Origin of the sequence: Puia sp. (genome assembly GCF_036500295.1) — a bacterium.
Classification (GTDB): domain Bacteria; phylum Bacteroidota; class Bacteroidia; order Chitinophagales; family Chitinophagaceae; genus Puia.
Genome location: NZ_DASYCH010000003.1, coordinates 123,958 through 148,695, shown reverse-complemented (window position 1 = coordinate 148,695; position 24,738 = coordinate 123,958). Strand labels below are relative to the sequence as shown.

19 protein-coding genes are annotated in these 24,738 nt (G+C 55.2%); 12 read left to right on the top strand and 7 right to left on the bottom strand.

Annotated elements, in window-relative coordinates; translation table 11 throughout:
* Positions 1 to 8: 8 nt before the first annotated feature.
* Entirely contained in the window at positions 9 to 1,763 is a 1,755-nt protein-coding gene (locus VGM48_RS01370; RefSeq protein WP_331575831.1) for a RagB/SusD family nutrient uptake outer membrane protein, read from the top strand.
* A 58-nt stretch (positions 1,764 to 1,821) separates the two neighbouring features.
* Positions 1,822 to 5,373: a VCBS repeat-containing protein gene (locus VGM48_RS01365; RefSeq protein WP_331575829.1), complete on the top strand. Its 3,552-nt coding sequence runs from the start codon at positions 1,822 to 1,824 to the stop codon at positions 5,371 to 5,373.
* 57 nt (positions 5,374 to 5,430) lie between these two features.
* On the opposite strand, the gene VGM48_RS01360 is transcribed toward VGM48_RS01365, so the two are convergent.
* Both VGM48_RS01360 and VGM48_RS01355 read right to left on the bottom strand, forming a co-directional pair.
* Entirely contained in the window at positions 5,431 to 7,218 is a 1,788-nt protein-coding gene (locus VGM48_RS01360; RefSeq protein ID WP_331575827.1) for an SMP-30/gluconolactonase/LRE family protein, read from the bottom strand.
* 60 nt (positions 7,219 to 7,278) lie between these two features.
* On the bottom strand, positions 7,279 to 7,833 hold the full coding sequence (locus tag VGM48_RS01355) for a helix-turn-helix domain-containing protein (protein ID WP_331575825.1): 555 nt from the start codon (positions 7,831 to 7,833) through the stop codon (positions 7,279 to 7,281).
* A 157-nt stretch (positions 7,834 to 7,990) separates the two neighbouring features.
* Here VGM48_RS01355 and VGM48_RS01350 point away from each other — a divergent pair, with 157 nt between their 5' ends.
* Entirely contained in the window at positions 7,991 to 8,602 is a 612-nt protein-coding gene (locus tag VGM48_RS01350; RefSeq protein ID WP_331575823.1) for a peroxiredoxin family protein, read from the top strand.
* Positions 8,575 to 10,851, top strand: a complete 2,277-nt coding sequence (locus VGM48_RS01345) for a response regulator (RefSeq protein ID WP_331575821.1) — start codon at positions 8,575 to 8,577, stop codon at positions 10,849 to 10,851. Before VGM48_RS01350 ends, VGM48_RS01345 begins: the two co-directional genes overlap by 28 nt.
* Before the next feature lie 225 nt (positions 10,852 to 11,076).
* Here VGM48_RS01345 and VGM48_RS01340 read toward each other — a convergent pair whose 3' ends face one another.
* A complete protein-coding gene (locus VGM48_RS01340; RefSeq protein WP_331575819.1) occupies positions 11,077 to 11,301 on the bottom strand; it encodes a hypothetical protein in 225 nt (74 codons plus the stop codon).
* Between the two features lie 19 nt (positions 11,302 to 11,320).
* On the opposite strand from VGM48_RS01340, the gene VGM48_RS01335 reads away from it, so the two are divergent.
* Complete coding sequence (locus tag VGM48_RS01335) at positions 11,321 to 12,307, top strand: aldo/keto reductase (protein ID WP_331575817.1); 987 nt, start codon at positions 11,321 to 11,323, stop codon at positions 12,305 to 12,307.
* 92 nt (positions 12,308 to 12,399) lie between these two features.
* On the top strand, positions 12,400 to 14,757 hold the full coding sequence (locus VGM48_RS01330) for a TIM-barrel domain-containing protein (protein ID WP_331575815.1): 2,358 nt from the start codon (positions 12,400 to 12,402) through the stop codon (positions 14,755 to 14,757).
* A gap of 15 nt (positions 14,758 to 14,772) precedes the next feature.
* Here the strand turns inward: VGM48_RS01330 and VGM48_RS01325 are convergent, their stop codons facing one another.
* Both VGM48_RS01325 and VGM48_RS01320 read right to left on the bottom strand, forming a co-directional pair.
* A complete protein-coding gene (locus tag VGM48_RS01325) occupies positions 14,773 to 15,498 on the bottom strand; it encodes a metallophosphoesterase (protein ID WP_331575813.1) in 726 nt (241 codons plus the stop codon).
* Positions 15,499 to 15,544: 46 nt separating this feature from the next.
* Entirely contained in the window at positions 15,545 to 16,144 is a 600-nt protein-coding gene (locus VGM48_RS01320; RefSeq protein ID WP_331575811.1) for a phosphatase PAP2 family protein, read from the bottom strand.
* Between the two features lie 146 nt (positions 16,145 to 16,290).
* Between VGM48_RS01320 and VGM48_RS01315 the strand changes: the two genes are divergently transcribed.
* From VGM48_RS01315 to VGM48_RS01295, 5 genes are all read left to right on the top strand, one after another.
* On the top strand, positions 16,291 to 17,169 hold the full coding sequence (locus VGM48_RS01315) for a helix-turn-helix transcriptional regulator (protein WP_331575809.1): 879 nt from the start codon (positions 16,291 to 16,293) through the stop codon (positions 17,167 to 17,169).
* A 17-nt stretch (positions 17,170 to 17,186) separates the two neighbouring features.
* Positions 17,187 to 17,747 carry a DsbA family protein gene (locus VGM48_RS01310; RefSeq protein WP_331575807.1) on the top strand — a complete coding sequence of 187 codons (561 nt, stop codon included), beginning with the start codon at positions 17,187 to 17,189 and terminating at the stop codon, positions 17,745 to 17,747.
* A gap of 200 nt (positions 17,748 to 17,947) precedes the next feature.
* Complete coding sequence (gene ppk1 / locus VGM48_RS01305) at positions 17,948 to 20,032, top strand: polyphosphate kinase 1 (RefSeq protein ID WP_331575805.1); 2,085 nt, start codon at positions 17,948 to 17,950, stop codon at positions 20,030 to 20,032.
* Positions 20,033 to 20,055: 23 nt separating this feature from the next.
* The gene (locus VGM48_RS01300; RefSeq protein WP_331575803.1) at positions 20,056 to 20,811 is read left to right on the top strand and encodes a hypothetical protein; all 756 of its coding nucleotides are present in this window, start codon (positions 20,056 to 20,058) and stop codon (positions 20,809 to 20,811) included.
* A gap of 26 nt (positions 20,812 to 20,837) precedes the next feature.
* Positions 20,838 to 21,593, top strand: coding sequence for a hypothetical protein (locus VGM48_RS01295; protein ID WP_331575801.1), 756 nt, complete (start codon positions 20,838 to 20,840; stop codon positions 21,591 to 21,593).
* Here the strand turns inward: VGM48_RS01295 and VGM48_RS01290 are convergent.
* A complete protein-coding gene (locus VGM48_RS01290; protein WP_331575799.1) occupies positions 21,585 to 22,817 on the bottom strand; it encodes a glycoside hydrolase family 5 protein in 1,233 nt (410 codons plus the stop codon). The genes VGM48_RS01295 and VGM48_RS01290 overlap by 9 nt on opposite strands.
* A gap of 61 nt (positions 22,818 to 22,878) precedes the next feature.
* On the opposite strand from VGM48_RS01290, the gene VGM48_RS01285 reads away from it, so the two are divergent.
* Positions 22,879 to 24,039, top strand: a complete 1,161-nt coding sequence (locus VGM48_RS01285) for a DUF1624 domain-containing protein (RefSeq protein WP_331575797.1) — start codon at positions 22,879 to 22,881, stop codon at positions 24,037 to 24,039.
* Between the two features lie 17 nt (positions 24,040 to 24,056).
* Here the strand turns inward: VGM48_RS01285 and VGM48_RS01280 are convergent, their stop codons facing one another.
* Positions 24,057 to 24,704, bottom strand: a complete 648-nt coding sequence (locus VGM48_RS01280) for a YdcF family protein (protein WP_331575795.1) — start codon at positions 24,702 to 24,704, stop codon at positions 24,057 to 24,059.
* Positions 24,705 to 24,738: the final 34 nt, after the last annotated feature.

The window sequence follows — 24,738 nt, the reverse complement described above, 5'->3', positions numbered from 1 at the left end:
TCAGCGATATGAAAAAATGGAAAATAGTTGTCATCGTAATGGCCTTTAGCGCGATGCTGGTTGCGTTGGCCTGTAAGCGAAATTTCCTTGTTCAGAACAGTACTTTTCAAGGGACCGCCGGCGGCACCTTCAACAAGGCCGCGGATGTGGTTTCCCTCGTCAACGGCATCTACGATACCTACCAAAACAGCGATCTGCTGAAAAAGTGTATCTGGTACCGGGCTAATTTCGGAACCCACGATTTCTTCAACTGGGGAGGCGATGTATTCTGGAATAACTACCAGATCCCGGCCACATTCGGCGGGATCACCACTTTCTGGAACCAGTCCTTTATCGGTATAGCAAGAGCCAACTCCGCCTTCGCCATCATCACCTCCGCCGAACAACGGGCCGTCATCGATGGCGCCCTGGCTAACAGGTTGAGAGGCGAAGCCTTCTTCCTGCGCGGCCTGACGTATTACTATCTGGCCGCTTCCTTCGGCGGCGTCCCGCTCGAACTCGATACAAGCACCAAAGTGAACCTGGGTCTCCGGCCAAGGTCCACCCGGGATTCCGTGTTCCATCAGGTGGTCACCGATATGGCGCTCGCCGAAGGCCTGCTGGTGTCGAAAACAGCGCTCGCCGGCACCGATCTGGGCCGCGCGACAAAAGGCGCCGCATACGCTTACGAAGGCGCCGCCCGCATGTGGCTGAAAGACTATGCCGGCGCATTGACCGCGTTCAACAATCCCGAACTGACCAACAATTACCACCTCCTGCCCAGTTTTGCCGACGTAAATGAATACGATCATCAAAACAATGACGAGTCGCTGTTCGAGATCCAGTTCGAGAAAAAGGACGGCGATCCCCAGGACTGGAACGGCAGCTGGAACCCACCCGGCGGAGAGATCGCCTGGATAGATGATTTCAGCTGGCCGCAGGAACTCACGGGCCAGGGTTACGATTACGGCAACCCAGCCTTATGGAACTCCTATCAGCCCGGCGACAAACGCAAACTGCTGACCATTTGTGGCCCCGGCGATACCCTCGCCAGCCCCGGGATCGTCAAAGCACTTGGCGGATTAAAAGGCTATTACCAGGTGCAACAGGGCTTTACCGCCAACAACCCGATCTATAAAGGGGACGACGGTAAGATCCTGAACACGGTAGGCACGCTCACCCGACCCTGGTATGGCGATGATAAAGCCCGCACCGGATACTATTGCGCCAAGAAATGGCGGGACCCGAATCTCACCGGCGGCAATACCAATTCCAAGGGCGCGAGCAATCTGTTTGGCGATCAGAACCAAATCCTCATGCGGTATGCCGAAGTGCTCCTGAGCCGGGCAGAATGTAAGATCCGCACAGGCGATAACCCCGGCGCAATGGCCGACCTGGCCCTCGTCCGCAACCGCGCATGGGGTGGACCAGCCCCCGCCATAATGAAAGACAGCGCAAATTTCGACGGCACCCCCGGCCAGCCGATAACCGATCCCCTGCAGATGGTGTTGAGCGAATACCGGCATGAACTGTCCGGCGAATACTCGGTGTTCTACGATCTTTGCAGGGCCGGCTCCGATGTGGCCATCGCCTTCATCAAGGCAGCCAACGGCACGGTGGATGGCAGTTATAACCCCGTCCCCAACCCCGCACCGGGCCCGACCCATGATAACCAGCAGCATGGCTTATACAACACCAGCCTGACCCAAAACGGTGCACTGTTGCCGATACCCCAATCGGCCAGAGCCCTCAATCCGAACCTGACCCAGAATCCGGGGTATTAATATCATTCATCTTATAAAAAAGGCTACCTTCAAAAAAGGAGCCTTTTTATTTTTCCGCATGAAGCCAGCGCCACTAACCTATCTCGGTCTTTGTCTCATTTGGCTTTCCTCCTGTCACCACAGCGGAGGGATGTTCGAACAAATGCCGGCCTCCCGCACAGGGATCACCTTCAACAACAAGATCACGGAGAATGACTCGATCAACCCGATGGATGTCGTCAACATCTACAATGGCGGTGGCGTCGGGATCGGCGATTTCAACAACGACGGATTACCCGATATTTTCCTCACGGGGAATATGGTGCCCTGCAAACTCTATCTGAACAAAGGACACTTCCGGTTCCGGGATATCACGGAAGCAGCGGGCGTCGAAGGCCTGGGCAGATGGGCCCGGGGCGTATCCATCATCGACATCAACAACGACGGCCTGATGGATATCTATATCTGCAATACCATCTATAAAGACTCCCTCCGCAGACGAAATATCCTTTATGTCAACCAGGGAACGGATAAAGACGGCATTCCGCACTTCAAAGACCTGGCCCGGGAATATGGCCTCGATATCCATGTACAATCCACGATGGCCAGCTTCTTCGACTATGACAACGATGGCGACCTGGATATGTACCTCACCGTCAACGAGGCTTCCAATGGCTACAACTCCTCGGTCTTTACCCGCCGGCACGAAAATAGCGTCACCGCACCCAACAGAGGCAGACTCTTCCGCAACGACATGGACCCCATCACGAAACACCCCGTTTTCCACGATGTTTCCGATGCGGCAGGCATCAACTTCGAAGGCTATGGACACGCGGCCACCATCTGCGACATCAACAACGACGGCTGGAAGGACATCTATGTTTCGGATGACTTCTTATCCAACAATCTACTCTACATCAACAACCACGACGGCACCTTTACCAACCGGGCAAAGGAATATTTCAAACATACATCCTTCAACTCGATGGGCCAGGATGTGATAGATATCAACAACGACGGCCTGCCGGACGTCGTGGAGCTCGATATGAACCCCGAAGACAACTATCGCAAGAAAATGATGTCCGCGGCAAACAACACCAATACCTATCAGAACTTCGATCTGTATGGCTATCAGTATCAATATGTGCGGAACACCCTACAACTCAACCAGGGACCCCGCCTCGGGCAAAACGATTCCATCGGCATCCCGGCCTTCAGTGAGATCGGCTTCCAGAGCGGGATATCCCAAACCGACTGGAGCTGGACACCGCTGATCACCGATTTCGACAATGACGGCTATCGCGATCTGATCATCACAAACGGGTTCCCCCGCGACGTGTCGGACCATGACTTCATGGCCTATCGGGAAAAATCGGTCGGCATCGTAAGCAAACCCGAAATGATCAAACAGATCCCGCAGATAAAGCTGCACAACTATGCCTTCCGGAACGCCGGCAATTGCAGTTTCAGCGATGAGACGGCCGGCTGGGGACTCGAAACTCCCAGCTTTTCGAATGGCGCGGCTTATGCCGATCTCGACAACGACGGTGCGATGGATATGGTCGTCAACAATATCGACGACCCCGTCTTCGTCTACCGGAACACCACCCGCGACAAAGACACGGCAAACACCCATTTTCTGGAGATCAGGTTCGCGGGCGCAGGGGCGAACGCCAATGGACTGGGGGCCGTGGCCGCCATTCGTTACGATCACGGAAAACAACAGGTGTTTGACAACAATCCCTACAGGGGCTATTTGTCGACAATGCAGCTGGGGGCGCATTTTGGCCTGGGTGCGACCCAATGGCTCGACTCCGTCGTCATCACCTGGCCAAACGGAAAAAAACAAACGCTGAAAAACGTCCGGTCCAACCAGGTGCTGACAGTGAAGATAGCAGACGCGGCCGACTCCTACTCGCCGGAGCGTCCGGTGCTTGCGGCAAACGCGTTGTTCCGGGAAATAACGGATTCCGCCGGGCTTCACTATACACATAAAGATGTCGAGTTCATAGACTTCAATATTCAGAACCTGCTGCCGCATAAACTCTCCGAATATTGCCCGGCCCTCGCCGCAGGAGATATCGACGGCAACGGCCTGGACGATCTGGTCATCGGCGGCAACGCCTATACCCATGCCCATTTGTTCCTCCAGCAACCCAATGGCCGGTTCGTGCAGAAAGACCTGCAGCCGCGGGCGCCGATGCCCCTGGCCTACACAAAGGACGAAGGAATGCTTTTGTTCGATGCCAATGGCGATGGCAAACCAGATCTGTATATCGCCGGCGGTGGCTATAAAAGCCCCACGGGCAGTAAAGACTATCAGCACCGGTTGTACATCAACGATGGAAAGGGCAATTTCACCGAGGACTCCACCGCATTACCCGAAAATCATAGCAGCAAATTATGTGTCAGGGCCGCCGACATCAACAACGACGGGAAACTGGATCTGTTCGTATCCGGCCGCGTCGACCCGGGTCATTATCCAAAACCGGTCAGCAGTTTTATCTTCCGGAATGACGCGGTCAATGGCCATGCGAAATTTACCGATGTAACCGCCGAAGTCGCTCCCACTCTGCAGAACATCGGGATGGTCTGCGATGCCTTGTTCACCGATTTCGACGGCGATGGCAAGACCGATCTGATCGTAGTCGGCGAGTGGATGGCCGTTACCTTTTTAAGGAATGTAAACGGGAAATTCGTAAATGTCACCTCCACCTCGGGTGTCGGCGGTAAACAGGGCTGGTGGAACTCCATCGTGGCCGGCGACTTCCGCCATCTGGGCCGGATGGACTATATCGTCGGCAATGTCGGCCGCAATACCCTGTACCAGGCCAGCGACAGCTTTCCGGTGTACATAACGGCCAAGGACTTTGACAAAAGCGGGAATTACGTTGCGATCCCCTCGCTGTACCTGAAGGATATCAATGGAGAAAAGAAGGAATTCCCCGCCTTTGGCCGGGACGATATCGCAAAGCACTGGAGCACCATCAAGAAACGGTATCCCAATTTTAAACCCTTTGCCCTTGCCACGATGGACGAGATGCTGACGCCGGAGCAGCGGGAAGGCGCCCTCCGGTTAAAAGCCAATATGCTCCAGTCCTGCTATCTGCGCAACGAGGGCGGCGGAAAGTTCACCATGATCCCCCTGCCGGCAATGGCGCAAGTGTCCGTACTGAATGGGATGCTGGTGGATGACTTTGATGGGGACGGCAACCTCGACGTGCTGATCAGCGGGAACGATTATGGCACCGAGGTGGGTATCGGCCGCTACGATGCGCTGAATGGTTTGCTGTTAAAAGGGGATGGCGCCGGCGGGTTTACTCCGTTGAGCATCCTGGAGAGCGGAATCTATATTCCGGGTGACGGGAAGGCCCTGGTGAAGCTGCGCGCCGCCGACGGACGCTACCTGGTCGCGGCCAGCCAGTACAGGGATGACCTGAAATTATTCGCCTTGAAAAAAAAGCAGCCGACCCTTTCCCTTGGCCCCAACGACCGCAGCGCGATCATCCACTATAAGAACGGCAAGGTCCAGAAAGAAGAATTCTACTACGGCTCTTCTTTCCTATCGCAGTCCGCCCGCTTTATGGCCGTGGATACTGCCCAGGCTAAAGTGACGTTCCAGCATCATTGATCCTGCAAACGCAGCAGCCCCTGCAAACGCAACTGCCCCTCTAAATGCCGCAGCCCACTATAAATGCGGCGGCCCAGGTTTGTTGGGCGCCTCGAAGGGATTGCATCCGCGCACCCGCAGCTTCCGGCGGTAAACCTTGTCTCCGCTGCTGACATAAAGGATATCGAACCCCGGTCCGCCAAAACAACAGTTGGAGGCCTGACCCGAAGGGACGGGAAGTATCGCGTTGACACGTCCCAGCGGGTCGAGCACCTGGATCCCCAGGCGGGTCGCCACATAGAGTCTGCCCGCACTGTCGCATTTCATCCCGTCCGGCCATGCGGTTTCGGAATTATCGGGACAATGCAGCCAGCCAAACCGTTGTTTGTTTACCAGGCTCCCGTCGGGCCGGATGGTATAGATCCAGACCCAGTGCGAAGCAGATTCCGCGACATAAAGCTGGGTCTCATCGGGGGTCAGCGTAAGCCCGTTGATAAATTTCAACCCGCTGTCGACGACCAGCTTTTCGCCACCCGGCCGGATCAGGATCAGCTTGCTGGGCCGCTCCGAACCATCGGGTACCGTGACGTAGACATTGCCGTTACGCATCACGAGCAGATCGTTGCCGTTGATATTGTCGGCGATAACGGTCGGTTTCCCCGCCGCATCGTAGCGCAATATCTGTTTTGTGGCGCCGGCCACCTCATAGCGGCTGCCGTCGGCGGCAAAGCAGGTGCCGCTGGCGCGTTTGGCATCTTTGTAGAACACCTTGGCCCGGCCATCGGCGTCCACCCGGTAAGTGGTGGAGGCCGGAATATCCTGGTAGAAAACATTCCCCCGGGCGTCTGCCGCCGTGCCTTCGGTGAATCCGTATTTCTCACCCACCAGCTCCCATTCCTCACCGGGAAGGAGGATGTCGCGAAGCGTCTGATTGGCGGAGCCGCCCTTTGCCACCGGTTGCGGCCAGCCCTTCCAAAGCCAACGCATCGCCTCGGGGAAAAGCGAAGTGCCCTGCGCGCCACTATGCGTCCCTTCCCCCCAGACATGGTTGACGGCATAGCCGCCGAACACGAGTGCCCGCTCCATCATCTGGTTGGCCATCCACCAGTCGCCGCCGTAGATATTGTTATCGTGACTCCCATCCTGCAGAAAAATGCGGAGGGCCCTGGGTTCGTACTTACGGATCAGGCTTGGATAGCGGTCGCCGCCCCGCAGGGCAACATAGGTGCCGATGGCGCTGAATACCCGCGAAAATTCATTGGGCCGTTCCCAGGCGGCGGTAAAAGCGCAGATCGCGCCGCTACTGCTGCCGCCGATGGCCCGGTCGTTGCCGTTTCGTGAAAGCCGGATGACCCTTCCGTCTGCCGTCTGATGCTTCTCTACGTCCGGCAGGATCTCTTCAAGCAGAAACCGCGCATAGGCATCGCCGAGACCATCATACTCGAAGCTCCGGTCAAACCGGTCCAGCGCCGCCGCGGGATCCCCCGCGATCACCCGCCCGGGCTGAATAAAAACTCCGATCGTAACCGGCATCTCACCCGCGGCGATCAGGTTGTCGAATACGGTCGGCGCCTTCCACTGGACCCCATCCTGGTTGACATAAACACAAGCCGGCCGGTCGCCGCGATACTGCGCCGGCACATAGATCCAATAGTCACGCTCCGTGCCCGGGAAAATAGCCGACCGGTCAAACCGGCAATGGATCAGTTCCCCCTTCGGCACCCCCGCATGCTCCACCGACGCGGAATCCACCGGATATTTTTCTGCCGGAACCTGGGCCTGCGCGGGCGCGGGCTGCTGCGCCGTTACCGCCGCGGCCAACAGAACCGCAGCCAGGGACAAGGCGATCGTTAGGTTTTTTCTCATATGGGGAAGATACAACTTTGATTGCCACCGCGGCGTCCACGCCCGCTCCGTCAGGAACGACTATAACAGCATCGCGGCTATCGTCCGCGCCTTTTCCGCATACTCCGAACTGCGGTACATAGCCCCCACGGAAATCCCGCCCTCCAGCAAGAGGAAGAGCGTATCGGCAAGGGTCTCGTCATCCATCATCCGCCGGTGATCCGTTTGCCCCACCAGGTCGCGGATGGTCTGACGGAACCGCTCCTTATGCATTTTCACCCGGCGGAAGACCTCTTCATCTTCGCAGGTCTCTGCCGTGATCTTATTAAAATGACAACCCTTATACTTCAACTTTCTCTGACGCTGAATGCGGTGATCAAAAAGGGCGAACAATTTTTCCTTCGGAGTGGGTAGCGCTGCGAGATACCGGTCCAGCTCCAGAAACCAATCCTCATGCGTCCGGTCAAGATAGGCCAGCAGGAGTTCGGTCTTGGAAGTAAAATGATTGTAGAGGGACGCGCGGGCAATATCCGCCTCTTCGATGATCTGGTTGATCCCCGTCGCGTGATAACCCTGGTCGTAGAAAAGCCGCGAAGCGGTGTCCAGGATCCTGTCTTTTACGGCCGAGTCCCGCATAACATAAAGGTACCGGTTTTGTGCAAAATAGACACGTCTGTCTAGTTTAGCAGAAAAATAAGTGATTCCACCTAATAAAGGAAGTAAATCTTGCGTTATTGGGTTGGAGGGGTATACCCTATATGTACCATCCATTCCTATGATGATATCCAACAGGTTGAGAAAAAAGCTAGCCATTTCCTGGCTGCTGGTGCTGGCCATTGGCGTCGGCGTCATCTTCTGGCGGTATGAGTGGAAATACAGTTTGCCCACTCCCGTACCGGATAACTATCACGCCGTCGGGCTGGGGAGTCCCGTCCGGTTGCCATCCACGGCCGCGTCCCTGTTTCCCACGGACAACAAGCCGCTATTCCTCCATTTTTTCAACCCCGACTGTCCCTGCAGCCGGTTCAATATGCCCCAGTTCAGAGCCCTCGTCCAGCAATATGGCAAGCAGGCCCGGTTTGCCATCGTCGTGATGAGCCCCGACGCATTCACGGCCGAAGAATTACAGACAAAGTTCAATCTCCCCTACCCGATCCCGGTGCTCAACGACAGTGCCATAGCCGCGTCTTGCGGAGTTTACTCCACGCCTCAGGCCGTGATCATCGACAAGGATCAGAAGCTTTTCTATCGGGGCAACTATAACCGCAGCCGCTATTGCAGCGATGAAAAGACCGGGTTCGCCCGGCTGGCGCTGGTGGGTTTGTTGAAAAACAACTATTCCCAAAACTTCGATCCGCTGGCCTTGAAAGCCTACGGATGTCAATTACCCACCTGCAACAGATGAACCCGTCAACGCTAATTACCGAAAAGACCAGGGAAGACCTGGAAGCCCAGACGGAATATTTCCGCGGCGAGGTCAAGAAGCGGAGCGATACCCTCATGAATTATTTCCTGCTCTCGTTCTTCGTGATCGGGCTTGTCCTCGCCCGTTACTTCGATACCTGGGGCATCGCCCTCGGCGTGGGCGGGTTGTCGGTAGCCGCGTATTATTCCATAAAATGGATCCTGCCCCAATCCGATCTTTATCAATACGTCCTGAGCATGGTTCTGGCGCTCTTCATGGCGCAATATATCTACCAGATGCACGGTCTCTTCGAAATGCATTTTTTTGCTTTCATCGGTTGCGCCATCCTGATCACCTATCAAAACTGGAAATTGCAGATCCCGCTGCTGCTCTTCGTCGTGGCGCATCACAGCCTCTTCAACTACCTGCAATACTCCGGCAATACAACGATCTATTTCACCCGCCTGGATCACCTCGATCTTCAGACCTATGTCATTCATATTATCCTTACCACCATCATCGTCTTCATCTGCGGCCTCTGGGCATACCAGTTGCGAAGGTCCGGTAAGATTCAGATCGCGCAGACCGTGCAGATGATCGCCCTGCAACGGGAGGCCTTTGTGCTGACGGAACGAAAACGAAATGCCGATGCCCTCGAGGTAGCCTGGCACAACGCGGAGAAAGCCAGGGAAGAGGCCGAACGGGCTAATAAAGCGAAAAGCATTTTCCTGGCCACGATGAGTCATGAGATCCGTACGCCGATGAACGGGGTCATCGGTATGGCCTCCCTCCTCGCCGAGACACCCCTCACCGAACAGCAGCGAACGTATACCGAGACCATCGCGGTCTGCGGCGACACCCTGCTCAACGTGATCAACGACATCCTCGACTTTTCAAAGATTGAATCGGGTAGCATGGAACTGGAGGAAGAGGATTTCAACCTGCAAAGCAGTATCGAACATATCCTCGATCTCTTCGGCGCGCGTGCCGCCAAAGCGGATGTCGAACTCCTCAACCAGATAGAGCATGACGTGCCCACCTTCATCCGGGGCGACGATCTGCGGCTCCGCCAGGTACTGACCAACCTGGTGGGCAATGCCATGAAGTTCACCGAGCGCGGCGAGATCTATATCGGGGTCCGCGTGCTGGAGAAAGGCGACGGTGATGCCCTGACGCTGGGCTTCGAGGTAAGGGATACCGGGATCGGCATCCCCCCGGACAAGCTCGGCCGTCTTTTCAAAGCCTTCTCCCAGGTGGACTCCTCCACCACCCGCAAATACGGCGGCACCGGTCTGGGCCTCGCCATCTCCGAACAACTGGTCCGATTGATGGGCGGCAGCATCAGCGTGGAAAGCGAGACACATAAAGGGTCGACCTTTTTCTTTACGATCCACACCCGCGCAGGCATCGACCAGCACCCCGCCGATCCCGGCCTTCCCGAACACGCCGGAAAGAAGATACTTATCGTTGACGATAACAGCACCAACCGGACGATCCTCAAGACACAACTGGAATACTGGAACCTCCAGCCCGTGCCGGCCGCATCGGGTGTGGAAGCCTTGAACATCCTTACCTCCGACGATCGATACGACCTGGTGCTTACCGATATGCAGATGCCCTATATGGATGGCATCCGGCTCTCCGAAACGATCCGCGCGCGTTACCCGCATATTCCCATCATCCTTCTCAGCTCGGTGGGGGATGAATACAAAAAGAATCATTACCAGCTGTTCAATGCCGTGATGACCAAGCCCATCAAACAGCAGGTCATGCACCGGCATATCCTGGCTGCGCTCCAGAACCACGGACAGTTGCCCGTCGAAGGCCGGTCGATGCAGCCAAGACTACCCGATAAACTCTCTTCCACATTCCCGCTGAATATTCTGATCGCCGAAGACAATCTGATCAATCAGCAGGTGATCCTTTATATCCTCCAGAAACTCGGATATATGCCCCTCATCGTGGAAAACGGCAAACAAGCCGTCGACGCCGCACTCACCACCGGCTATGACATTATTTTCATGGATCTCCAAATGCCCGAAATGGACGGACTGGAAGCAACCCGGCTTATCCGGCAATCAGGACTCGTCGATCAGCCCATCATCATTGCACTAACGGCCAACACCATGGAAGGCGATGAAGAAGAATGCCTACGGATGGGGATGAATGATTATATCGGCAAACCTGTAAAGCTCGATGAACTGGTGGGGAAACTTAGAAAGTGGGCCCTTCACCGGCAACTGTCATAACCCTATATGGTTATTGTGAAGAAAATTTACCGGCTTACCCGTCGATCGGAATCCTTTTTGTCGTAACTTCATACCTATCGTTCACCAAAAAAAAGGAGGTATTCATGCAATCTACAGATCAATCATGGAAACCTTCGGTTAATTTCGCTTAACCGGGTTGCTCCAAAAATAATCTGCCGGCAAATGTGCCGGGAGAGGCTGTCCCGCGAGGACGGCCTCTTTTATTTACAAATATTTATATACATTCTTCCGATACTCCTCGAAGTCCTCGAGGTTGGTAAACTGTTCAAAACGATAAGATGATCCATCCCGCTGTTCCCGTACCAACGCAACCATTCCGCCGCCGACCAACACCCGTTTGGCCCGCTGGAATACCTCATCGAGCGTAGCGATATCTTTGATCATCTGCCATTCTTCAACTTTTCCGACATTTATAACATATTCATCCATACGATCTAAAATTATGACAATGCAATATAGAACACTCGGCAATACCAACATCCGGCTCTCCGCCATCGGTCTCGGCTGTATGAGCATGAACCATGCTTACGGCCAGCCGGACGACGCCGAATCGATCGCAACCCTGGAAAAGGCCGTCGAGATCGGCATCAATTTCTGGGATACCGCCGACATCTATGCCAACGGCGCCAATGAAGAACTCGTCTCAAAAGTGCTTCAGCCCAACCGGCAAAAGATCTTCATCGCCACAAAATTCGGTTTTCTTGCCTATGCGGATGCCAAAATGGGTGGGTTCGACGCCTCGCCGGCCCACGCGAAAAAAGCAGTGGAAGCAAGCCTCCGCAGGTTGAAGACCGATGTCATCGATCTTTATTATGCGCACCGCATCGACCCCAAAATTCCCGTGGAAGAGACCGTAGGCGCCATGGCCGACCTGGTGAAAGAAGGAAAGGTCCGTTATCTCGGGCTCTCAGAGGCTTCCCCGCAATCCATCCGCCGGGCTCACGCGGTTCATCCGATAAGCGCACTCCAAAGCGAATATTCCATTCTCACCCGCGATGTGGAAAAGGAGATCCTCCCGGTCTGCGCGGAACTGCACATCACCCTCGTTCCTTTTAGCCCGCTGGCCCGCGGCCTGATGACCAATGCGCTGGATCTCAGCCAGCTCGGCGATTCCGATTTCCGCAAGGCCCTGCCACGCTATCATGGCGAGCACGCAGATAATAACCGCCTGCTCGCTGCCGGTTTTGCTGCGCTGGCTGAAGCAAAAGGCTGTACACCGGCTCAGCTGGCCATCGCCTGGGTACTCGCTAAAGGGGACAATATCATTCCGATACCGGGGACCAAACGCCGGAAATATCTCCTCGATAACGCCGGCGCCGTAAACGTCACCCTCGGCAAAGATGATTTTGCAGCGATCGATAAGCTGATCCGGCAATACCCCAACATCGGCGACCGGTATAATGACGCCAATAAAAAGTTCGTCGATAAAAATTAACCCGATCGGTTAAAATGCGACTGAGATCGGCTAAAATGCATCCGCCCGGTCTTCACCGGATCGCGGAACTTTTCGGAAACATCAAGCATACCGTGAATCCACGTCGCCTTCTTCCGCTCGCCGGTCTGTCGCTGTTGCTCCAAACGGCTACCGCACTTGCTCAACCTATCCTTTCGGCAGGCGCCCCTGCGCGGCTGTCTATCCGGGAAGCCGGTGCACACAGCGTCCGCATAACGCTGGAGCCCCTGAGCGATACCGCCGCCCTTCCCTTCAGCCCCGCACTGGTGGACTACCCCTACCCGAGCCCTGTGCTGGCGCTGACCGATATTTCTGCACCCGTCACCCGGCCGGTGGGGGATCTCGTGGTAAAGGTGACCCCGGCCCCGCTGACCGTCACCGTTATGACAAAGGACGGGTCGCCCGTTCAACGCCTTGTCTTTGGCGACAGCACACTCACCTTCGCACTGGATGATGCACCCGTACTCGGGCTTGGAGAAGGGGGACACAAGCCTCAGCCGGGCGTCAGTTGGCGAACCGCCCCCATCGAATTCGACCGGCGGGGGAGATGGCAGGACATGCAGCCCCGCTGGCAAAGCGACGCCTACGGTTCCCGCAACCCCGTACCCCTGCTCATCGGTACAAAAGGGTGGGCGCTCTTTATCGCGACGCCCTGGGGACAGATCGATATGCAGGCAGCCGACCATGGCGTCTTCCATCCCTGGAAGCCCACAGCCAGAGATACAACCCAACAAAACGAACACAACCAGGGCCTCGCCCTCGCGAAAGGCCTTCCCCCCGCCGCCAGCGTGATCCCCGGAGTATATGATTGTATCGTCTTCGACGCCCGGCAGCCCGCGGCCTTTATGAAAGACGTGTCCACATTGACGGGTCCGGCGGTCATTCCGCCCCGATGGTCGCTGGGCTATATGCAGTCGCATCGAACGATAAAGGACGAGAACTATATCCTCGGCATCGTCGACAGCTTCCGTTCAAAACGCATTCCCCTTGACGCAGTCATCTATCTTGGCACCGGCTTTACGCCGCAGGGCTGGAATACCAAACAGCCTTCGTTCCAGTTCAACCCCGCGGTCTTCCACCGCGACCCCGCCGCCGTGCTGGCCGATTTTCACGCAATGCATGTAAAGGTGATCCTGCATATGGTCCCCTGGGACCGCGACAAGCTCCCCACCCTGCACGGTACGATCCCCGCCGCCCCCGGCGAGAAACTGGATGCAGGTCATATCCAAAACTACTGGGCGCAGCATGTCCCGCTGATGAAGACCGGCGCCGATGCCTTCTGGCCCGATGAAGGCGACTGGTTCAACCTCTACGAACGTATAAAAAGGCACCAGATGTATTACCAGGGTCCGCTGTCCACCTTCCCGAATATTCGCCCCTGGAGCCTGCACCGCAATGGATATCTCGGCATCGCCCGCTGGGGCGGCTGGGTCTGGTCGGGAGATACCGAATCGTCATGGAAGACCCTCGAAGGCCAGATAGCGGTCGGCATCAATCACTCGCTAAGCATCGGCCCCTACTGGGGCTCCGATATCGGTGGCTTCTACTCCAATAATGAAAAAACGGGCGAACTATTTACCCGTTGGTTCCAGTTTGGCGCTTTCTGTCCCGCCTTCCGCACCCATGGCCGGACGACCATGACCATCCTGCCCTGGGGCTGGGGTCAGGGTGACCGCGGCGACCTGGAAACTTCTACCAAACCCGGCCCAGACAGCGAAGTCGTCAAACGGAATGTCCTGCTTTCCGAAATGAACAATCCCAAAGTCGAACCCGTTGTCAAAAAATATGATGAACTGCGCTATCAACTTCTTCCCTATACCTATACGTTAGCATGGGAAGCCCGCGCCACGGGCATGCCCCTCATGCGCGCCCTCTGGCTGCACTATCCCGCCGATCCGGTCGCCCGCGGCCTGGGAAGCGAATATCTCTGGGGACCCGATCTGCTCATCGCCCCCGTATTCGAAAAAGGCGCGACACACCGCAGCGTATACCTGCCCGCCGGAAAATGGTATGATTGGTGGACAAACGATCCCGCCACAGGCGGCGCCACCATCGACCGTCCCGTCGATCTGTCGATCATGCCGATCTATGTCCGCGCAGGCGCCATCATCCCCTTCGATCCCATCCGGCAATACACCGAACAGCCCGTGACAGCCCCGACAACCCTTCGCATCTATCCCGGCGCCGACGGCGACTTCACACTCTACGACGACGACGGCATCAGCGAGGACTATCTCCGCGGCACAGCCACCTGGATCCGCATGAGTTGGAACGACGCGACAAAAACCCTCACGCTGCAACCCGGCGCACCCGCCGGCATGACCAGCCGCCCCGTTCATCGCACCTTCGCGCTTCAAGTGATGACGGCCACCGGCAAACCGGTGAAAAATATCGTTTATAATGGGAAAATTTTGCGAACGAAACTCGACTAGACAGCAACGGCGTCTTTATCGATTCCTTCCCGGCTCCCCAGGATACAACCGCTGGACGATATCGCTCTGAGCGACCTTCTTCGTAGCGATATCCATCATGGACACCCTGCCGGTAAATGCCGCCCCCGTATCGATATTCCAGACGTTGCAACAATGCATGGGCGTGTCCAATCCGTAATTAGTGGTTGGGGTATGACCGATGTAGATCTCCTGGTAGAGCAGAAGCCGCCGCGGATAGTGAATACTATCCTTAGGAATACGGGCATCGGTGGCAAGCGCCGTTTCCCATAGCGTCCGGTCCCAAAAAAAATTGCTTTCATAATGCTCCATCGCCGGCCCATGCATCGAAGAGAACCCCGCATGGATAAACAGCCGTCCATCCTCTTCGAAATAAGGTTGCATCCGGCCGAAAAATGCAAGATGCCGGATCCGCTCCATCGGACCGATGCCCGAATAGCTCTCGACGGTCGCCCTGCCGCCATGCATCAGCCAACTGGGATCGGCGTCCATTCCGGCCAGCCACTCTTCACACCAGGCGTCATGATTGCCCCTGATAAAAATACAGTTATGCCTGGCATTGAGTTCCATCAGATATTCCATCACCTGCCGGGACTGCGACCACCCATCCACATAGTCGCCAAGGAAGATCAGCCGGTCTCCGGACCCGGGCCCAACCTGCTGGATCACCTGTTGCAAGGCCCGGTGTGCCCCATGAATATCGCCGATGACATAAGTTTTCATCCGTGACGCAAACTAGCGACAAAAGACCATATTCACAATTTTCGATTCACCGCCGCAAAAAACCCCACGCAAACGCCGTCCCCGCCCCAAGCACCGCCCCACCAGCCACATCGGTCGGATAGTGAACACCGAGATACATCCGGGAATACCCAACCCCAGCGGCCCAAAGAAAAGAAGGGGCGATGACATACCATTTGGGATAGGACCGGCTCAGCGAAGTGACGACGCTGAAAGCCGAAGAGGTATGTCCCGATGGAAAAGAATATTCCCCCGGCCGATAGACCGGGACCAGCCGCGTATCGGTCAGAAAAGGCCTTGGCCGTTTGACAAGCTGCTTGATCGCCAGGTTCAGCAGATAGGTGCTGACCGTGCTGACAGCCATATAAAGGCCATTGCGTTTTGTTGGCACATCATTCCTGATGATCCCGTCCACCAGCACACCTACGGGTATCCCTGCATTGACATAATTATTTGCATTGGAAACGAACCGCCAAAGCCGGGTTTGCCCATCGGTCCTCCCGGCCGCAAGACTCTCGAGGATATGCTCATCCACCCGCTGGAACCCGGACTGGGCCCACCCTTTCGCAGGCAGTAAAAGGATCAGGATCAAAGCCCACCCGGGCGTTATCCGTTGAAGAACGACCATGCGACGATATTTCGATTAATTTCTGCGAAATAGCGATATTTCGTAAACCCGCTATCAACCCGAAGTTACAACGTTTTGTGATTCATTAATTTATAGCTTGGCATGCAATTGGAAAAGACATAATCCGACGCAATAATTCCTATCATATGTCTATCAAACCAACTGCATCCGAAACGGAAAGCAACCAAAAAGAGATCACGCTCGACATCCAATCCTTGCAATGGCTTCGCGAGAACAAAAACGAAGACCATCTGATGCCCCATCGTCACGAGCACATCGAGATCATCTGGATCAAAAACGGCAACGGTTGCCTGGATATCGATCTGAAAAAATACCGGATGGGCAGCAATATGCTGTATTGCATCGTCCCCGGCCAGTTGCACCAGGTCGAACTCGACGAAACCGCCGAAGGCTATCTCATCTCCCTGCCCGAACACCTGATGAACGGCGGGAACGACGATTTCGAATTACTATACCGGTCCGGTCTTTTCCACCTGCTGATGCGCAGCCCCGGAATGAATATGGAACCGGAAGTGGCCTGCGAGGTCGACGGTATCATCCGTCGGCTCCACAAGGAGCTCTACGGCGGCTACCTGCTCCGAAAGGAAATAATAAGAAGGTATACCAGCATCTTCCTCATCTATCTCGCACGGCAGTTCGACGGCGCCCTTCAGGTGTCCGTACAGACAAAGAACGTCCGGCTGGTAAAGAATTTCATCTCCCTGGTTGAGAAGAAGTACATGTGCTGCAAACTGGTGAAGGAATATGCCAGTGAACTGGCGGTAACCCCCAACTATCTGAACGAGATCGTAAAACGCATCTCGGGGTATTCCGCCGGTTACCATATCCGTCAGCGCGTGGTCCTTGAAGCCCGGCGCAAAGCCGCTTATTCCGACGTGAGCATGAAGGAGATAGCCTATCATCTGGGATTCGATGACATCGCACATTTCAGCAAATTCTTCAAGACCGTATACGGAAAGAATTTCACCGATTTCAAAAAAGAGAGCATTTCGAATTTCAGTTAAATTAAACCGGTAATAAAATGAACTACAAAAAAGACGTTCCCGTCATCCTCCCGAAAGATATATTCATCGGGCATCCCAAAGCTCCCGTCACGCTGATGGAATACGGTGACTATGAATGCGAGACCGCGCTGCACGATGATCTTATCGTTCGCGAAGTGTTGCAGCGTTTCCCGGGCATGGTCAATTTCAACTACCGCCATTTTCCTCAACTGAGGATCCACCAGCGTGCGCACAAAGCGGCCGAGGCAGCCATCGCCGCGGCACAGGCGGGAAAATTTCCCCAGATGCACGATCTCCTTTTGCACAACCGCCGGAACCTGGGCACCGCAAGTCTGGCGTTTTACGCGCGTGACCTCGGCATCGGCGGCATCAACTTCCTGGACAGTCTGGTCACCGGCAGATACGGCCAATACGTTCAGGACGATCTGGTGGCAGGCATAAAACTGGGTGTAAAAGAAGCGCCTTCCTTTTTTATAAACGGCGTAAAACTGGAAGGACGCATAACGGTCAGGAACCTCTGCGAACACGTGGAAGCAGCTTGCCGAAAGAAGTCACGATATGTACACAAGATGCTATGATCGGTACATTGACTTGGGTGATTATCGGTTGTAAATTTGTTTGATCAATAAACACTGACAACAGCATAAAGGACTTACACTTCCGGCAGGCACTCGGAAACAAGAATGGCAGGCGATTACAACAGGCAGGGGTTTTTTTATGAGCGGCCCGGCATTATGCCGGGTCGTTTCTTTGTTGGATAAAATTCCTATTTTGCGTTATGTCCCACACCTCCCGGTTTGACCGTGACCTCAGCTGGCTGACCTTTAACTATCGCGTGCTGGAAGAAGCCGCGAGAGAAAAGACCCCGCTATTGGAAAGGGTCTTCTTTTTCTCCGTTTACTGTTCCAATCTCGACGAGTTTTACCGGGTGCGCATCCCCGCCGTTGCCGCCCTGCAAAAGATAAAAGAGACAAAGGATTCCTATACTTCTGCGTCGGGTGTCCAACTCTTAACAATAATTTCATCCCGCCTCCATACCCAATTGGAACACTTCGGCCGGCTGCTCACCGGCGGGCTATTACCGGCACTGAAAGCCCATGGGATCCATTTCAACTATCATGAGCCGATCCCATCCGAAGCAAGGCAGGCTGCCACCAACTATTTTCTCACCCAGGTGCTCGCCTTCCTGCAACCGCTGCATCTCCTGCAAACCGGCAGTGATTTCTTTCCGGAGAATGATCATCTTTATTTCCTTGTTATCCTCGATCAGGATGGTCCCGGCGAAGATCTGGTCATCCTCAATATCCCATCGGACAGTCTGCCCCGCTTTTTCCCGACCGGCGAGGGAGCGTCCCGGCACATCCTGTTCATCGACGATATCATCCGGGAGAACCTTTCTTTTGTCTTTCCCTATGCCATCGTCAGCGGCGTCTTCAGCCTGAAGATCTCCCGTGATGCCGAGCTCGATCTCGATGACGAATACCAGGGCGACATCGCGGAAAAGATCGAAAAGAAACTGGCCAAACGGGACGCAGGTCTGGCGACCCGGCTGTTATATGAACCCGGCATCCCCCTCCCCATCCTCGAGACCCTGATCCGGCAGCTCAACCTGCAGGGGGCCACCCGCGTGGAAGGCGGATGCTACCATAACCTGCGCGATCTCGCAGGCTTTCCCGTCAAAGACCCCGCACTGTCCTACAAGCCCCTGCCGGCCATCGCAAGAAACGTTGACCACCGGCCCAGCCTCCTCCAGGCCATCATGGAAAAAGACGTTTTGCTTCACGTCCCCTATGAGGCCTACGATCCCGTCCTCCGCTTCTTCAACGAAGCCGCCATCCATCCGCAGGTGGAAGAGATCTATGTCACCCTCTACCGCGTCGCAAAAGACTCCCGCATCGTACATGCCCTCATCAGCGCCTGCCGCAATGGCAAAAAAGTTACGGTCTTCGTGGAATTGAAGGCCCGCTTCGACGAGGCCAACAACCTCCGCTGGGCAAAAAAGATGAAAGAGGCCGGCGTAAAGATCATCTACAGCATCCCCGGGCTCAAGGTCCACGCAAAGATCGGCCTGGCAAAGAAAAGGGTCGATGGCCGCATCCACTATTGCGGACTGCTGGCCACGGGAAACCTCAACGAGAATACCGCCCGTTTCTACACCGATCATATCCTGCTCACCGGCAACCACGAGCTGATGCGCGAGCTCGAACTGCTGTTCATCTTCCTCTGCAAACGCAAAGACCCGCGAAAAGCCGAAAAGATCGCCTTCCATCATCTGCTGGTCGCCCAGTTCAACCTGCAGGAACGATTCCTCGCACTCATCGACCGCGAGATCACCCATGCCCGGAAAGGCCGGCAGGCATCCATCATCATCAAGATGAACAATCTCGAAGAAAAAATACTCATCGAAAAGCTCTATGAGGCCTCGAATGCGGGGGTAAGGATACAACTGCTCATCCGCGGAATCTGCTGCTGCGTGCCCGGCGTCAGCGGGCAAAGCAGTAACATCACCATCCGCCGGATCATCGACCGCTATCTCGAACACGGCCGCGTCTTTATCTTCCACAACGGTGGAGAGGAAGAGTTCTTCCTTGGATCCTCCGATTGGATGAACCGGAATATCTACCGGCGGATCGAGGTCTGCTTTCCCTTATACGACCCGCAGGGGAAGGCCGAGATCAGCAACCTGATCCAATTGCAGCTCGCGGACACCGCAGCCGCCATCGCCATCACCGCGGAAGGGGAAAATGTCACCGCCGACCCTCTTCCGGCCGGCCAACCGCCAACCGACGAGGCTAGCCGCAGCCAGCCGGCCATCTATCGATACCTCGCGGAGCTCAGAAACAGCCCTACTTCCGGGAATTGATCCTATTTTGTATATTGTAGCAGATGAAAAAACAGTTTTACCGATGGCTATCCCTGGCTATCGTGCTTAATGCGCTTTCCGGATGCGGTGGTCCGCGGGATCATCTATGGTTCTATAGTTATGGCAGCGGCCCCGGAAGGGACACGACCGGGGAACTGACCCCCGCCAGCTTTATCGAATTGCGCCCGGACGGCAGCTACACCCTTGATTTCGGCAGATACGAATATGGCAGCTGGAACCGGAAGGAGGATCAGCTTTTCCTTACCAGTCAGCAACATAAAACCTATGTGTATGCCATGAAGCTGCCTACCCCCAAAGAAATGGAGCTTGTCGTCGCCAAAGGCAGGACAGGACACTTCGAAAGCAGGCCTTTCCCCTCAGACAATCGCACGGAAGACCCGTTCTCCGCGGAGAACAACCGTTGGCGCCTGCCTGCCACCCATAAAGAAACCGATGCGGAAATAAAACAAAGACTCTACAACCACTGCAAATTCTGGGAATATTATTTCAAATGGGCGTTGGACAAAAAATTGAACATGGTCGATGTCAGAAGCACCCCCACCGCGATCAAGATATATGGCAATGGGTTCGGACTAAAGCCCTATGAAGAGTTGCCCGACCGCTGGAAGGCTTTCTTCTTTGACGAAGAGGACTGCCGCAAGGCCAACGATATGATCCAGGACATTTTCCGTCATAAAACTATTGCATGGGCCAATACCGATAGTAAGTACAAGATGTTCCTCGGCGCCTTCCAGCAGATGGAAGAATTTCTTCGTTGATATCCCGTGATAAAAAAGATCATTGCATGAAACCCCTGCTCTATATAGCCGTCGCGCTCCTCTTTATGAGTTTCTTCGCCTGCAGCCCCGACAAACCCGGCACCGGCCTCTATTTCTACACGCCCGTGGCCGATGGCACGGAACACGCCGACACGACCCTCAGTTTCGTCAGCTTTTTAGAGCTGCGGCAGGACGGCTCCTACTCGCAGGATTTCGGTCACTTTGACTATGGCAGCTGGGCTTTGAAAGCCGATCGCCTGTACCTGACCAATCAGCGGCGCCGGACCTATATCTATCATGTATTGTCGCTGACAAAGGCCGAGCTCGACCTGCGGATGGACAGCGGCATCACCGGTCATTTTCGCCCCCACCTCATGCCCTCCGGCAGTCCGGAGAAAGATCCTTTCTCCGCTTATAACAATCAATGGCGGATACCCGCCACCCATAAGGAAAGCGATGCGGACATCAGAAAAAGACTCTTCAATCACTGCCAGTTTTGGGAATCCTTTTTCAAATGGGTTAACGACAGGAACGAAAGCGTTGTGGATGTCGCCTATTTCCCTTCCCCGCTAAAAGTGTATAGCAACGGCTTTGGTCTCAAGCACTATGACAACCTTCCCCCGGTGTGGAAATCCTATTTTTTCGATGAAGAGGACTGTCACAAAGCGGACACGCTCATCAAACACACCTTCCGCAGGAACAAGATCAACTGGCCGCATACAAAAGATGATTTTGAGAAGCTGATCAGCGGTTTTCAGCAGCTGCAGCAATTTTTACGGTAGGAAGAGGGCGTCGGTCACTTCCTTGTGGTAGATGTTATTCTCAAGACGCACATTCCGCAGTAGCCCGTCGAAGGCTGCCTCCGCTTCAAGCTCCGTCGGTTTAGGTCCCTTTCCCGTGAAATAGTCCACCACCTTCTGATATTCCGGCGTCATCCGGACCTCCAGGGGATTGTTGGTGCCGATCTTCTTCAGCGGCCACCAGCTCCAGCCGATGTCATGGCTCTCCATGAGGTGGATGCAGTCCCGGTACCAGGTGTTGTCATTCTCACCCGACTCCCCAAGCCAAAGAGGAATATTGTATTTCTCACGCAGTTCCAGCGAGCCGCGGATCGCGTCTTCGGTGTTGGGGTTCCAGTATTTGTGAAAGCTCAACACCATATTATTATCCCAGGGAGGAAGCACGCCCCGGTAGTTATTTCCCCAGCCATTACCCTCGATGATGATGAGATGTTTTTTGTCCACCGCCCGGATAGCGGCTGTGATGTCCATCATCAGCTTGCGAAGCGGCGCATTCTTCGTTTCTTTCAACCCGTTCCTGTCTGCCGGATCTTCAAAGCCCCAATTGGGTTCGTTGATGATATCATACCCCCCGATATTGGGTTCGTTGGCATATCTTTCGGCCAGCCGGCGCCAGAGGGCGACCATCTTCTCCTGGTTGGCCCGGCTCTCCCAAAGTGAGGGCTTGGTGGAATCCCGGTCCGAGATATTATAGTCGTGTCCCTGTCCGCCCGGCGCGGCGTGCAGGTCGAGGATGAGATAAAGGTGGTTGGCCTTGCACCAGGCCAGCAGGCTATCGGTCAGCGCAAAACCTTTTTCCAGCCAGGTGTTCCTGCCGGCCACGGGTTCCTCTTCGACAGAAAGGGTATAAAGGCGATAGTGCATGGGTAGCCGAACCGAATTGAAACCCCAGGAAGCCATCGAATCGATATCGATCTTCCGTGTTTGACTGGCAAGCCAGCCGTTATAGAAGACTGCCGTCTTCTCCTTGCCGATCAGCTCTTCGATCCTGCGCCTGATCAGGTACTGAGGTCCTACGGGCCCCAGTTTAAGCATATAGCCTTCCTGTAGCATCCACCCGCCCAGCCCCATCCCCCGGAGGATCACCTTCTCGCCTTTTTCGTTGACGATCAGCTTCCCTTTCGCCCTCAAGAAGCCTTGTGCCTTACCGTTCGTCAAAAAAAGCAGGCAAATCAGGCCGATAGCAAATCGTTGAATTATATTCATGTATGGAAAATAGCCCTTTTTTTCTATTTTCCCATACACTGCCGAAACTACCTTATTGCCAATGAAACGCATCTCCTCCATCGATGTCGTCCGCGGTCTGGTCATGGTCATCATGGTCCTTGACCACACTCGCGATCTGCTGCACACCGACTCGCTGACCCAGAGTCCGACCAATCTGGCCACGACGACGCCTATCCTCTTTTTCACCCGTTGGATCACGCATCTCTGTGCACCGGCGTTCGTATTCCTGGCGGGGACCTCGGCCTGGCTTTCCCTGCAGGCCGGACCGGACAAAAGCGCCGGCCGCCGGTTCCTGCTTACTCGCGGTCTCGCGCTGATCGCCATCGAGTTTACCCTGGTCAACTTCGGAATGAACTTCGATATTCGATTCCGTTACCTGATCTTCGAAGTGATCGCCACCATCGGCGCCGGGTTCATCTTCCTCTCTTTCCTCTCAAGGTTGTCCTGGGGTGTCGTCGCCGGCATCGCGGCGCTGCTGTTCTTTGGACACGATCTCCTCGGCCTTATTCCGCTACCCACCACCCCCGTGCCCCGGTTCATCTCCACGCTCTTTTTTACGCTGGGCATCTTTCCCGGGGATCGCTTCACCTTCCTGATCGCCTATCCCATCCTGCCCTGGCTGGGGATCATGCTGGCGGGATTTTCCGCGGGCCGCCTCTTTACACTTGCACCCGAAAGACGAAGCCGCATCTTCCTGCGGCTCGGACTGGGCGCACTGGGACTCTTCGCGGTGCTGCGTTTTTTCAACCTTTATGGTGATCCCGTTGCCTGGACCTCGCAGAAGACCCCCTTGTTTACCGTTCTCTCATTTTTCAACCTCAATAAATATCCGCCTTCGCTGCTGTTCAGCCTGCTGATGTTGGGCATTATCCTGATCGTCCTCTCCGCGGCAGAGGGAAAAGACAATCCCCTCACCCGGTTTCTGCTGGTATATGGCCGGGTTCCGTTGTTCTATTTCCTGGTCCATTTTTATCTGGCCCACCTCCTGATGCTCGTAATGGTCTTTCTCCAAGGTTACCACGTCGCCGATCTGCGCTTCGGTCCCTTTCTGAACGGCCGGCCCGACAAAGCCTCCGGCATCCCCTTATGGGGCGTTTACCTCGTGTGGATCAGCCTCGTGCTCCTCCTCTATCCGGTCTGCCGGTGGTATGGAAGATACAAGGCAGAACACCGCGAGAAGAAATGGTTGCGGTATTTGTAAGCTCAGCGGCCGAAGAACTACCCCGCCAAATGCTCCGTAAACCCCCACCCCACCAGTTTCTCATAGGCCGCCCACACGGCATCGGGGATTTCCATCGGGATCTGAAACCCCTTCGCCGGGTAGATCCTGATCCGCTGCAGATCGCCGACCATGATATTGATCACCCGCTTCACCGGGATCTCGTCAGTGGGATAGTCCTCGAACGCGATCTGGGGTGAAGTGACCAGTAAGTCTTTGTCAGGCCAGTGCTTCTTAAACGTCGCATAGCTGCGACGCTCCATATACGGCTTCTGAACGACAATAAATGATTGTGGATGTAACCCCTTATCCGCCAGCAGCCGTTGCGTAAAGAGGATATTCTCACCGGTATTGGTGGACTGATTCTCGATGAAGATGGCCTCGGCCGGCACGCCCATATCCAGCGCGATGCGGGCAAACCGGTCCGCCTCCGGATCCTTCCAGATACCCTTCGTGACATTGCCGAGGCCGCCGGAAAAGATGAGGATGGGTGCCAACCCCTGCAGATAGAGTTCCGCACCGCGGTCGGCCACGCGGAGATCATGACTGCCTAACACCAGGATACAGTCCGATTCAGCCGGAATATGATTCAGATGATGATAGTCCCACAGTGTTCTGGCCTCTGCAAGTACTTCTTGGTTTATCATATTGGTCGGGCGAAGATATCATTTTTGGCTCGAT